An 11,216-nucleotide genomic window follows, 5' to 3' on the forward strand; every position below is an offset into this window, starting at 1 on the left:
ATTCTACAGGGCGGGAGAGAAGGGCGCTAGAGCGCATCGATGGGGTGGAATTGGGGCGAATGTGTTAACGGCCGCGAACGCGCAATTGCCGCATATTCAGGCTGTCATCGCGGGGCTAGTCGCGCCTCGGACGGCGGACCGCTCTCACCTTGCCGGCGCTGCCGCCGCCGCAGAACAAGCGATCGCCGCCATCGGACTCCAGGCCCGAGACCATCGTGCCCGCAGGCAAGTCGAGCTGCTCCAGCACCTTGCCCGTGTCAGGATCGATCCGCCTGATGTCGCTATCGTCGCCTTCCCAGGTGCCGTGCCAGAGCTCGCCGTCAACCCACGTCACGCCGGTCACGAAGCGCTTGCTCTCGATGGTACGGAGCACCGTCCCGGTCTCCGGATCGATCTGGTGGATCTTGCGCTCCCGATATTGACCGACCCACAGCGACCCCTCCGCCCAGGCAAGTCCGGAATCGCCACCGCCGCCGGGCGCCGGGATGGTGTTCACCACCTTGCCGGTCGCGGCGTCGATCTTCTGGATGCGGTCCTCGGCGATCTGGAACAGGTGCCGGCCGTCGAACGCCGTCCCGGCATGCGCGGCGACGTCGATCGAGCGCGTAAGCTTGCCGCTGGCCGGATCGACCGCGTTCAGCTTGTCGCCGGATGCGAACCAGACATGCGTGCCGTCATAGGTGACGCCATGCACGGCCTCGACGCCCGGAAAGGGCCCGTACTCCCTGACGATCTCGGCGGCTGAACGTTTCATGTGCTTGATCCCTGTGAACTGATCCATCTTACGTCTTCAGCAGCGGTCCGGGGAGTAACAAGCCTGTCGGGAAGCCCGGGACCGGCGGGGTCATCCAGCGGCGCGCCCGACCGTGTCCGAACGACTGCACCTTGTTCGATCGTGCGAGCTCCTCGAGCGCCCGCTGCACCGTGCGCGCACTCGCTCCCAGCGCCAGCGCGAGCGCCGAGCTCGACCACGGCTCGCCGTCGGAGAGGAAGGCGAGGACGGCGGCGTGCTTTTCCTCGACGGGCCGGGCCAGCACGAGGACGTCGCGCGTCTTGCGCGGCGCCAGCACAAAACCCTGCTTCGTCGCGCTGACGTCGGCCAGCGGCTTGAGCTGGGTGCGGAGCCGCCCAATCTCGACGCGCAATCGCGCGCGATGCGATTCATCGGCGTGCTTCGCCCGGAACGCACCTGATATCAGCATCTCTCGCGAGACGTCCGCGGGCCATGCCTGCGCCAGAAGACGGGCGAGCGCGAACAGCACGGGCCGCGTTCCGAGCGACACGGCAACGCCTTGCCTGCGCACGACATGATGGAAGGTGTCCACGACGAGCGCTGTCGAGGTCGCCAGTCTTTCGACCTCTCCGAGCAATAACGGGTGTTCGCTGCCGCGCGCGATCAGTCGCGCGGCCGGCGTGTCGAGGATGCGGTTCGCGCTGTCGACCTCGGCCGAGAGTGCCGGGATTCCCGCCAGCCGCGCTGCCTTGGCCGCGCGGTCGAGCGCGGTGCGCGCGGCTTCTGTCCTGAGCCGCCGTATCGCAATGCCCGCGACCACGAGCTCGCGCGCCACCTGAGACGCAGGCGGGAGCGATGCGCTGCCGGCCTCGGCCAGCGTGCGCTCTGCCTCGTCTATGCGTCCGAGGAGGAGGAGACGGCGCGCCTCGATGTGGCCGGCATGGGCGGCATTGGCGAGATCGCCATGTTGTTCGAGCGTCGCCCGCGCGGCTGCGAGGGTCTTCGCCGGCCAGTTCAGGTCGCGCGAGACGAGCGCGATCTCGGCTTCCGCCACGACGCATCTTGCCCGCGCCACCGCCTCGCGCGGACCGAAGGCGCGCGCGGCGCTCCGCAGCAGCGCCTTCGCCTTTGCGAGATCGCCGAGCTGCGCCATCGCGATGCCGCGTAGCGCCAGCGACGGGGCATCGTTGCGCAATGCGACACGGTTCAGTGCGCCGAGCGGATCGCCGGCCTCGAGCGCACGCGCGGCGGCCGTGATCAGCGACTCCATTTCAATCCCGCCACACTTGTTACTCCCACCACGCAACCGCTTGGTGCCAGAAATCGTTGACGGCCGACAATGTGCGGTGAGGGGCGAGCGGTTCCACGTCTGTCATAGCGAGACGCGGAATGAGCGCCCAGGAGAGAGGTTTGGAGAGCCATGATGACGTCAGCAGAAAAAGCAGGAAGTAACGGACAGGCCGCCATGCAAACACCGCCGGTGGTGTCGCCGCAGGACTGGGAGGCAGCCCGTCAGCAACTGCTCGTGAAGGAAAAGGCACAGACCCGCGCCCGCGACGCGCTGGCCGCCGAGCGCCGGCGCATGCCGTGGATGGTCGTGGACAAAACCTATGCGTTCGAGGGGCCCGGCGGCAAGGTCACTTTGCTCGACCTGTTCCAGGGCCGGCGGCAGTTGATCGTCTACCGGGCCTTCTTCGAGCCGGGCGTGTTCGGCTGGCCGGATCATGCCTGCCGCGGCTGCTCGATGGTCGCCGACCAGGTCGCCCATGTCTCGCACCTGAACGCCCGCGACACCACGCTGGTCTTCGCCTCGCGCGCGCCGCAGGCCGATATCGCCAAGCTGAAGAAGCGGATGGGCTGGACCCTGCCGTGGGTCACCATCACCGACAGTTTCGATGCCGATTTCGGCGTGGACGAATGGCACGGAACCAACGTGTTCTTCAGCGACGGGAAGCGCATCTTCCGCACCTACTTCATCAAGAGCCGCGGCGACGAGCAGATGGGCGGCACCTGGAACTATCTCGACATCACGCCGCTCGGCCGCCAGGAGGTGTGGGAGGATTCACCGAAGGGCTATCCGCAGACGCCGACCTACAAATGGTGGAACTGGCACGACAGCTACACGGAGGGTGCAGCGCCCGACAAGAAATGGGTGGAGATCTCCGACGCCGGCGAGAAGGCCTTTCGCGAAGAGGCCGCGAGCGAACGGAAGTGACCGGTCCCGTCAGCACGGCCGCCGGCGCCAGCCGCGACGGTGTCGTGGCCGCGCGCCGCCTCGCCAGATGGCTCGGTCTTGCGGCGACGCCAACCTTCGCGATCATGGCCGTGCTGACGGCCGCGCTCGGCGGCGGCCCGGCGGACATGCTCTGCGCCGCCGGACACGGGTCCTTGCTGGGCGGGATGGTACCGATGTATCTGCTGATGAGCGCGTTTCATGCATCGGCGTGGCTGAAGCTGATCTCGGAGCGGCGGTGGTAAAGGGCTTCCGCCGGTGTGAACGCCTCGTTGAGGAGCCCGCCATAAGGGGCGTCTCGAAGGATGCGCCGCGCTCGCATCGCAAGCCAAAATGCATCGGTGCACCGTGGCCTGTTACTGTGAACCCGTCGCCGCCTGCAGATACGTAACCACCTTGGCGGCTTCGTCCGCGGAGACACCGCCATAGGGCTGCATCTTGTTGCCGGAGACGACTTCATCCGGCTTGACCATGAAGCGGGTGAGCTTGTCCTTGTCCCAGACGAAGCCGGCATCCTTCATCGACGGAGAGTAGTTGTAGTCGGGCAGCGAGCCTGCCTTGCGTCCGACGATCTTGCTGAGATTGGGGCCGAGGCGATTGTCGCCTTCCTTCACCGAGTGACAGGTGCGGCAGGAATTGTTGAACGCCTGCTGAGCTGCCTCGTCGTTCGCCGGCTGCTGGGCGAGCGAGGAGGGCGCGTACAGGAGCAGCGTCAAAGCTCCGGCGCCGGCGATCGGGCGCAGCCATGGGCTTGGCGACGTTTGCAGGCGGGATTGCATCTGCGCCTCCATCGGGGATCGCGCCGCTACAAGCGCGCATCGGGACGTCGAGGGCCAACGAAAACGGCCCCGGTGGGTTCCGGGGCCGTTTGCGTCACAATGTCCTGTCGCTTTAGCGCGTCGCGGCGCCGAGGTCCGCGCGGCGCTCCGTCATCGGCAGCACGATCACCTTGGTGCCGACGTTGACGCGGGAGTAGAGGTCGGTGACGTCGTCGTTGGTCATGCGGATGCAGCCGGAGGAGACGTGCTTGCCGATGGTCTCGGGGGCGTTGGTGCCGTGGATGCGGTAGATGGTGCCGCCGAGATACATGGCGCGGGCGCCAAGCGGGTTGCCGGGGCCGCCGGCCATGTGGCGCGGCAGGTAGGGCTGGCGGGCGATCATCTCCGGCGGCGGGGTCCAATCCGGCCACTCGGCCTTCTTTGTCACCGACTGGATGCCGGACCAGGTGAAGCCGTCGCGGCCGACGCCGATGCCGTAGCGAACGGCCTGGCCGTTGCCCAGCACGTAATAGAGGTAGGTGTTGGGCGTATCGATGATGATGGTGCCCGGCGCTTCGCGCGTCGCGTAGGAGACGGTCTGGCGGCGGAAGCGGGCCGGCATCTCGACCGCGTCCTGGTCCTCGGAGGGAGCGGCCTGGTAAGGCGTCGCCTGGTAGGGCTGATAGGGCTGGATCGGCTGCGGCGCGGCCATCGGGGGCGGCGGCTGGAAGAACGGGAAGAGCTGCACCGGCGCGGCCTTGGCCGGACCTGCGAATGCGATCGCGGTGACAGCGACTGCGCCCAAAGCAACGGCGCGCGAATACGTCTTGAACGTGTCCAGATTGAACATGTGATCGCCCCTGTTTGCTCGGTGTCTTGTCCACCGCGGCACCATTGCGGTGCTCCGTTGCGTAGATCACTAACGGCAATAAGTTTCGGGACGTTTGCGCGGAAAACCGAAAACGGTTTCATCGCGGCAAGGATTGTTTCATGACAGTTTCGTGGCCGCGCGAACTCGTTAACGAACAAAACAGCGGGCCGACACTTCTGTGACGTCACACGCCTGAAATATCCGTGGTTGATGGTCCTAAGCCGAGAATCATCAAACTCTCGGGAATTTCCCATGCGGGTATTAATCGCGACTGACGCCTGGCATCCGCAGGTCAACGGTGTGGTCCGGACGCTGACCTCGCTGGCGGGTGCCGCCAAGGCCCTCGACGTCGAGATCGACTTCCTCACGCCGGACGGCTTCCCGTCGTGGCCGCTGCCGACCTATCCGGGCCTGCGCATTGCGCTGCCGAGCGCTAAGGAGATCGCGCGGCGGATCGAGAAGGCCGCGCCCGAAGCGCTGCACATCGCGACCGAAGGCCCGATCGGCTGGGCCGCGCGGGCCTATTGCCGCCGCAACCGGCTCGCCTTCACCACCTCCTACACCACGCGCTTTCCGGAATATGTCTCGGTGCGGACCGGCATCCCCGCGAGCGTCGGCTATGCCGTGCTGCGCCACTTCCACGATGCCGCCGCCATGACCATGGTGGCGACGCCGTCGTTGCGGCAGGAGCTGTCCGAGCGCGGCTTCAAGCGGCTCGGCTTCTGGACGCGCGGCGTCAACACCGAGCTGTTCCACCCGGACGCTCCGGCCAAGCTCGATCTGCCGGGCCCGATCTTCATGACGATGGGCCGCGTGGCGGTGGAGAAGAACCTCGAAGCATTCCTCGCGCTCGATCTGCCCGGCACCAAGGTCGTCGTCGGCGACGGCCCGCAGAAGGCGGCGCTCGAAAAGAAATATCCGGACGTGGTCTTCCTCGGCGAGAAGAAGGGCGCGGATCTCACCGCGCATCTCGCGGCTGCCGACGTGTTCGTCTTCCCGAGCCTGACCGATACCTTCGGCGTGGTGCAGCTGGAGGCGCTCGCCTGCGGCACGCCGGTTGCGGCGTTTCCGGTGACGGGTCCGAAGGACGTCATCGCCGGTCACCCGATCGGCGCGATCGACCATGATCTGCGTACCGCGTGCCTGCGCGCGCTCACCATGTCGCGCGAGACCTGCCGCAACTTCGCGCTGGAGCGCTCCTGGGAGAACAGCGCGCGCCAGTTCGTCGGCAACCTCACCTCACTTCAGCCCAGCCGCATCCTGCGCGCCTCGCCGGTCATGGCACGGCGGCCGGTGCGCGGTTGATCCTAACTTTGACCCACAGCGAGAACCTCACCGATGGCTAAGATCATGAACCTTGACGGCACCCAGCAGCTTGACCTCACCCGGGGCACGGTCGAGCAGGCCTACGATCGCTGGGCGCCCGTCTACGATCTCGTGTTCGGCGGCGTATTCGCCAAGGGCCGGCAGGCGGCGATCGCGGCCACCAACAAGATCGGCGGCCGCGTGCTCGAGGTCGGCGTCGGCACCGGCATCTCGCTGCCGCTCTACGCGCCGCATTTGCGCATCTTCGGCACCGACATTTCGGAAGCGATGCTCGACAAGGCGCGCCAGCGCGTCACCGAGGGTAAGCTGAAGAACGTCGAGGGCCTCGCGGTGATGGACGCCGAGAAGCTCGAATTCCCCGACAATTCCTTCGATGTCGTGATGGCGCAATATGTCGTCACCGCCGTGCCGAATCCGGAGAAGGCACTGGACGAATTCGCCCGCGTGCTCCGCCCCGGCGGTGAGCTGATCATCCTCACCCGCGTCAGTGCCGATGCCGGCATGCGCCGTTTCATCGAGCAGAAGCTGCAGCCGGTGGTGCGTCCGCTCGGCTTCCGCACCGCCGAGTTCGCCTGGTCGCGCTATGCGAAGTGGCTGGCCGGCGCTCCCGGCATCGAGCTCGCCGAGCGCCGCCTGATTCCGCCGCTCGGCCATTTCTCGCTGGTGCGCTTCCGCAAGGTCGACGTCGCCAAGGCGGCGTGAGCCGACGTTAGCGTTCGCGTGCGTCATCGCGCCGCTGCACATCGTCACATGACAAAATGATGATGTCACACGGCGTACATCGAATCCCTGTAATCCCGTACCCGAAAGCATTTTGGGGGAGAGCATGATCAAGAATTATCTCGAGCAGCTGCGGATCCAGCGCTGGGACGACCATCGCTACTATCACCACAGCCGCATCAATCAGAGCCTGCACTTCATCAGCGCACTGAGCTTCCTCTTCGCCTATGTCTGGCTGTTTATCGATCCCGTGATCTCGGCGCTGGTCGGCTGGCTGGTCTCGATGACCTCGCGCCAGGCCGGTCACTTCTTCTTCGAGCCGCACACTTACGACCACGTCAACCAGGCGACGCACGAGTACAAGGAAGAGATCAAGGTCGGCTACAACCTTCAGCGCAAGGTGGTGCTGATGGCGATCTGGGCGGCCTCGCCGCTGGTGCTGCTCGCCGATCCGACGCTGTTCGGCCTGTTCACGCCCTGGGCGAGCGCGACCGATTTCATGCGGCAGGTCGCCAAGATCTGGCTCGTGGTCGGCGGCGGCGGTCTTCTGTTCCGCACCGTGCACCTGTTCTTCATCCGCGACGTCGAGACCGGCCTCGTCTGGATGACCAAGATCCTGACCGACCCCTTCCACGATCTGATGCTCTATCGCGGCGCGCCGCTCGCCCTGATGCGCGGCGAGCTGATGGACCCCGGCCTGCATCTCAACCCCGAGCACACGCTGGGTCTGATCTCCGAGCCCACGCTCGAAGAGCAGCACGCCTGAGCGCGCTGCGTACGCACAACACTCCGATGTCTGATGGTTGCGTCATGCCCGGCCTCGTGCCGGGCATCCACGTCTTGGGGGCTATGTATGTCGTCATTCCGGGGCGATGCGCAGCATCGAACCCGGAATCTCGAGATTCCGGGTTCGGTCCTGCGGACCGCCCCGGAATGACTGTGCTTATGATCGAAGAGCCGGCCTCAGCGCCCGAAGCGCTTGGCCAGCATCTCTTTCAAGATCTGCCGCTTGATCTGCTTGTTGGTGAGCGCGCCGTCGTGCCACAGGAAACCGTCGGCCTTCATCTTTTCGGCGGCGCGGACGAAGCGTTCGGCCACTTCCGTGAAGTCGGCGTCGGTGTAGTTGAGGCTGAAGATCAGCCGTCCGGTGCCGACCCAGCTCAGCGCCAGGCCTTCGGCGCGCAGGTAATATTGCAGCATCCAGTTGTAGCGGGACGGCGTGGTGTATTTCACCGTCCAGATCGACGAGAAATTGGCGAACCGCACCGGCAGGTCGGCCTCCGTCATCATCTGGTTGAGCTTTTGCGCGCGGCCGTTCCAGGTCGCCTCCAGCCCGTCATAGATGGCGCGGAAGTTCGGGCTGGCGAGCCGGCTCAGGAACTCGTCCATCGCCGTCATGACGTAGGGGTGCGAGTTGAAGGTGCCGCGAGCGAAGCAGATGTCGGCGGGACGATCGTCGCGGAAGCGGCGCATCAGCTCGCGCTTGCCGCAGACCACGCCGACCGGGAGGCCGCCAGCGAGGCTCTTGCCGTAGGTCACCATGTCGGCGCGCACGCCAAAGTATTCCTGGGCGCCACCGGCGGCGAGGCGGAAGCCGACGAAGACCTCGTCGAAGATCAGCGCGATGCCGCGCTCGGTGCAGACTTCGCGCAGCTTCTTCAGCCAGTCGGTATACGCCGCGCGGTCAAAGTTGCCGCCGCGAGAGGAATCGACCAGCGAGGAATCGCCGGGCGCGTTGCCGTTCGGATGCAAGCCCTGGAGCGGATTGACCAGCACGCAGGCAATGTCCTTGCGCGTGCGCAGCACGTGCAGCGTCTTCTCCGACATCTCGGCGAGGGTGTAGGTCTCGTGCGCGGGGATCGGATTGCCGACGCCGGGCTGCACGTCGCCCCACCAGCCGTGATAGGCGCCGGCGAAGCGGACGAGATGTGTGCGCCTGGTGTGGTAGCGCGCGAGCCGCACCGCCTGCATCACGGCCTCGGTGCCGGACATGTGGAAGGAGACCTCGTCGAGGCCGGAAATCTGGCACAGCCGGGTCACGTTATCGAGGATGACGGGGTGATAGGGGCCGAGCACCGGTCCAAGCGCATGCGCCCGCTTCTCGGATCCCTCGATGCACTCCTTGTAGAAGTCGTTGCCGAAGATGTTGACGCCGTAGGACCCCGTGAGGTCGTAGGAGGTGTTGCCGTCGACATCGGTGACGGTGACGCCGCGCGAGGATTCCATGAAGGTCGAGGTGCCCAGGTGCTCGCGCACGAGGCGCGAGAACTGGAACGGCACGCGGTAGGTCTCGGTGAAGTGCAGGTCGGAGATCTTTTCCGCCGCTTCCTTCGTCATCGCGCGCCCCTTGGGGTAGCGCTCGGCGTAGAGGCTTGCGAGGCGGAAGAAGCCGTCCTTGCGCTGGGCCGCGATGTTCGCGGGCGCCCCGTCGCAGGCAAAGTAGTCGTCGTCTCCGAACTCGTAGAACGGGAGCAGCCGGGCCACCCGGCGCGACATCTTGGAGTGCCCGGCGAGCGAGCGGTGCTTGGCGCGGGAGAGTTCGATCCGCGCCTTGAGCTTCGGGAAGGCGGCGGCAGCGGACGCTGCGGCGGCCACGGACATCGAGAGAATCGGGAGTGTCGTTTCCATGACAACAAGCGCTAATACTGCGAGCTGACAGATTCATGACAGTCAAAGCCCTCATCGCCTCTTTCACCCAGCAGGAAGACCTCAACTTCCTGTTGACCAACCGCATCCCCCGCGCGGCCCTGACCCGCTTCATGGGCTGGTTCTCCAAGATCGAGAAGCCGCTTGTGCGGGACGCCTCGATCGCGCTGTGGAAGCTGTTCTCCGACCTCGATTTGTCGGAGGCGCGGAAGACCCATTTCAAGAGTCTGCACGACTGCTTCACCCGGGAGCTGAAGCCGGGCCTGCGTCCGTTCGACCCGGACTCTTCCATTGTCGCCAGCCCCTCGGACGGCATCGTCGGCGCGCATGGCCGGATCGCGGATACCGAGTTGTTCCAGGTCAAGGGCGCGCCGTATTCGCTGCTCGATCTGCTCGGCGATTCCGCCCTGGTGGACCAGCACCGCAACGGCTCCTTCGTCACGCTGCGGCTGACCTCGAGCATGTATCACCGCTTCCATGCGCCCTACGACGCCCACATCGAGCGCGTCACGCTGATCCATGGCGACGTCTGGAACGTCAACCCGATCGCGCTGAAGCGGGTCGAGCGTCTCTTCTGCAAGAACGAGCGCGCGGTGATCCGGACGCATCTGTCCACCGGCGAGGCCGTGACGCTGGTGCCGGTCGCGGCGATCCTGGTCGCGAGCATCCGCTTGCATTTCCTCGATATGGTGCTGAACGCGCAGACGAGGGGCCCTGTCAACTTCCCCTGCGACGTCAACGTGAGCAAGGGCGAGGAGCTCGGCTGGTTCGAGCACGGCTCGACCATCATCATCCTCGCGCCCGGCGATTTCAAATTCTGCGACGGCATCGCCGAGGGCACCCGCATCCGTGCCGGTCAAGCGCTGCTCGGAAGAAAGTAGCCTTCAATCCGCCGTCTCCGCCGCCTATATGGTCGGCGGGGACGATTTGATCGACACGGATTTGGTGATGGCGCGGGCGCCGGTGATTGCGGCGGGGGGTATTGTGCTGCGGCGTGGCGCGCCGCCGCTGATTGCAGTCGTGCGCCAGCGCAAGCGCAACGAATGGGTCTTGCCGAAGGGCAAGCTCGACGACGGCGAGACGCCGAAGCAAGCCGCCCACCGCGAGGTGCTGGAGGAAACCGGCCACGACGTCGCCATCCACGAATTCCTGGGCACGCTGGTTTACCAGTCGGGCGGGCGCTCCAAGGCCGTGCATTTCTGGCGCATGGAGGCCGAGGGCGGTCCGGTCCGCAAGCTGATGAACGACATCAAGGCGGTCGACTGGCTGGCGCTGGAGGATGCGATCGCGCGCCTGTCGCGCGAATACGAGCGCGCCTTCCTGATCCAGATCGGCCCGATCGCGATCGCCGCCGCCGGCCTTGCATCTCCGCCCGCACCCGTGCCGCCGCCGGCGACCGACGACGCCGATGCAGCCTTGCAGACGCTGACGCCCGCCGAAGCAGCGTCGGTCGATGAACTGCACCACGGTCTGTTGCAAAAGGTGAAGGCCTGGCTGCGCGGCGAGGCGTGAGTTGTCATCGCGCCCTGCTTGCGGGTGAGGAAGTATCCGCGAGCTAGTATGGCTGTGGGAGCGTCAGTTCCCTCCAAGTCGTCATTGCGAGCGAAGCGAAGCAATCCAGAGTCTTTCCGCGGAAAGATTCTGGATTGCTTCGCTGCGCTCGCAATGACGGAGGATACAGGGAAGCGCCTCACCAGCGCTATCGTTGCGGAAGTCGTCGCCGCATTGACGCTGCACCTTCTCCCACAAGGGGAGAAGGAAGAAGAGTCACCGCCGCTCTTTCTTCTCCTTCGGAGCGGGCGCCGGCTTGCGCGGCGCTGCGGGGTGTTGTGCGGCGGGGAGGCGCTGCTGGAATCCGCCCTGGCGCTGGATGCCGCCTGGCCGCTGGACTGCGGGCGGCTGGCCCGGCTGCAATCCGGTGCGCGGCGT

13 protein-coding genes are annotated in these 11,216 nt (G+C 65.9%); 8 read left to right on the forward strand and 5 right to left on the reverse strand.

The features are described from left to right. Positions 1-115: 115 nt before the first annotated feature. On the reverse strand, positions 116-754 hold the full coding sequence (locus XI08_RS41455) for a Vgb family protein (protein ID WP_027547942.1): 639 nt from the start codon (positions 752-754) through the stop codon (positions 116-118). Between the two features lie 28 nt (positions 755-782). Next, on the reverse strand, positions 783-2,003 hold the full coding sequence (locus tag XI08_RS41460; protein WP_271578859.1) for a helix-turn-helix domain-containing protein: 1,221 nt from the start codon (positions 2,001-2,003) through the stop codon (positions 783-785). A 150-nt stretch (positions 2,004-2,153) separates the two neighbouring features. Between XI08_RS41460 and XI08_RS41465 the strand changes: the two genes are divergently transcribed. Both XI08_RS41465 and XI08_RS41470 read left to right on the forward strand, forming a co-directional pair. Further along, on the forward strand, positions 2,154-2,948 hold the full coding sequence (locus XI08_RS41465; protein ID WP_271578860.1) for a DUF899 domain-containing protein: 795 nt from the start codon (positions 2,154-2,156) through the stop codon (positions 2,946-2,948). After that, positions 2,945-3,211, forward strand: a complete 267-nt coding sequence (locus XI08_RS41470; protein WP_271578861.1) for a hypothetical protein — start codon at positions 2,945-2,947, stop codon at positions 3,209-3,211. The genes XI08_RS41465 and XI08_RS41470 overlap by 4 nt, the downstream gene beginning before the upstream one ends. 111 nt (positions 3,212-3,322) lie before the next feature. Here XI08_RS41470 and XI08_RS41475 read toward each other — a convergent pair whose 3' ends face one another. Continuing rightward, positions 3,323-3,745: a c-type cytochrome gene (locus XI08_RS41475; RefSeq protein WP_271578862.1), complete on the reverse strand. Its 423-nt coding sequence runs from the start codon at positions 3,743-3,745 to the stop codon at positions 3,323-3,325. A gap of 112 nt (positions 3,746-3,857) precedes the next feature. Continuing rightward, on the reverse strand, positions 3,858-4,574 hold the full coding sequence (locus tag XI08_RS41480) for a L,D-transpeptidase (protein WP_271578863.1): 717 nt from the start codon (positions 4,572-4,574) through the stop codon (positions 3,858-3,860). Between the two features lie 273 nt (positions 4,575-4,847). Between XI08_RS41480 and XI08_RS41485 the strand changes: the two genes are divergently transcribed. The 3 genes from XI08_RS41485 to XI08_RS41495 all read left to right on the forward strand — a co-directional run bounded on the left by XI08_RS41485 (position 4,848) and on the right by XI08_RS41495 (position 7,407). After that, complete coding sequence (locus tag XI08_RS41485; RefSeq protein WP_271578864.1) at positions 4,848-5,900, forward strand: glycosyltransferase family 4 protein; 1,053 nt, start codon at positions 4,848-4,850, stop codon at positions 5,898-5,900. 33 nt (positions 5,901-5,933) lie between these two features. After that, complete coding sequence (locus XI08_RS41490; RefSeq protein ID WP_027547952.1) at positions 5,934-6,623, forward strand: class I SAM-dependent methyltransferase; 690 nt, start codon at positions 5,934-5,936, stop codon at positions 6,621-6,623. Positions 6,624-6,747: 124 nt separating this feature from the next. Further along, on the forward strand, positions 6,748-7,407 hold the full coding sequence (locus XI08_RS41495) for a hypothetical protein (protein WP_271578865.1): 660 nt from the start codon (positions 6,748-6,750) through the stop codon (positions 7,405-7,407). Between the two features lie 197 nt (positions 7,408-7,604). Here the strand turns inward: XI08_RS41495 and XI08_RS41500 are convergent, their stop codons facing one another. Continuing rightward, complete coding sequence (locus tag XI08_RS41500) at positions 7,605-9,269, reverse strand: aminotransferase class III-fold pyridoxal phosphate-dependent enzyme (RefSeq protein WP_271578866.1); 1,665 nt, start codon at positions 9,267-9,269, stop codon at positions 7,605-7,607. Positions 9,270-9,304: 35 nt separating this feature from the next. On the opposite strand from XI08_RS41500, the gene asd reads away from it, so the two are divergent. From asd to XI08_RS41515, 3 genes are all read left to right on the forward strand, one after another. Next, entirely contained in the window at positions 9,305-10,168 is an 864-nt protein-coding gene (gene asd, locus XI08_RS41505) for an archaetidylserine decarboxylase (RefSeq protein ID WP_271578867.1), read from the forward strand. A 67-nt stretch (positions 10,169-10,235) separates the two neighbouring features. After that, on the forward strand, positions 10,236-10,799 hold the full coding sequence (locus XI08_RS41510; protein WP_271578868.1) for an NUDIX hydrolase: 564 nt from the start codon (positions 10,236-10,238) through the stop codon (positions 10,797-10,799). Positions 10,800-10,952: 153 nt separating this feature from the next. Further along, on the forward strand, positions 10,953-11,216 hold a 264-nt coding region (locus XI08_RS41515), incomplete at its 3' end, for a hypothetical protein (RefSeq protein WP_271578869.1).

Source organism: Bradyrhizobium sp. CCBAU 11361, assembly GCF_028128935.1.
GTDB classification, from domain to species: Bacteria; Pseudomonadota; Alphaproteobacteria; order Rhizobiales; family Xanthobacteraceae; genus Bradyrhizobium; species Bradyrhizobium niftali.

Excerpts from the sequence above, each read along its gene's own strand:
- XI08_RS41460 (WP_271578859.1), bottom strand. The coding sequence starts at position 2,003 with ATGGAGTCGCTGATCACGGCCGCCGCGCGTGCGCTCGAGGCCGGCGAT.
- XI08_RS41475 (WP_271578862.1), bottom strand. The coding sequence starts at position 3,745 with ATGCAATCCCGCCTGCAAACGTCGCCAAGCCCATGGCTGCGCCCGATC.
- asd (WP_271578867.1), top strand. The coding sequence starts at position 9,305 with ATGACAGTCAAAGCCCTCATCGCCTCTTTCACCCAGCAGGAAGACCTC.
- XI08_RS41500 (WP_271578866.1), bottom strand. The coding sequence starts at position 9,269 with ATGGAAACGACACTCCCGATTCTCTCGATGTCCGTGGCCGCCGCAGCG.
- XI08_RS41485 (WP_271578864.1), top strand. The coding sequence starts at position 4,848 with ATGCGGGTATTAATCGCGACTGACGCCTGGCATCCGCAGGTCAACGGT.
- XI08_RS41465 (WP_271578860.1), top strand. The coding sequence starts at position 2,154 with ATGATGACGTCAGCAGAAAAAGCAGGAAGTAACGGACAGGCCGCCATG.
- XI08_RS41510 (WP_271578868.1), top strand. The coding sequence starts at position 10,236 with ATGGCGCGGGCGCCGGTGATTGCGGCGGGGGGTATTGTGCTGCGGCGT.
- XI08_RS41455 (WP_027547942.1), bottom strand. The coding sequence starts at position 754 with ATGAAACGTTCAGCCGCCGAGATCGTCAGGGAGTACGGGCCCTTTCCG.
- XI08_RS41480 (WP_271578863.1), bottom strand. The coding sequence starts at position 4,574 with ATGTTCAATCTGGACACGTTCAAGACGTATTCGCGCGCCGTTGCTTTG.
- XI08_RS41495 (WP_271578865.1), top strand. The coding sequence starts at position 6,748 with ATGATCAAGAATTATCTCGAGCAGCTGCGGATCCAGCGCTGGGACGAC.
- XI08_RS41490 (WP_027547952.1), top strand. The coding sequence starts at position 5,934 with ATGGCTAAGATCATGAACCTTGACGGCACCCAGCAGCTTGACCTCACC.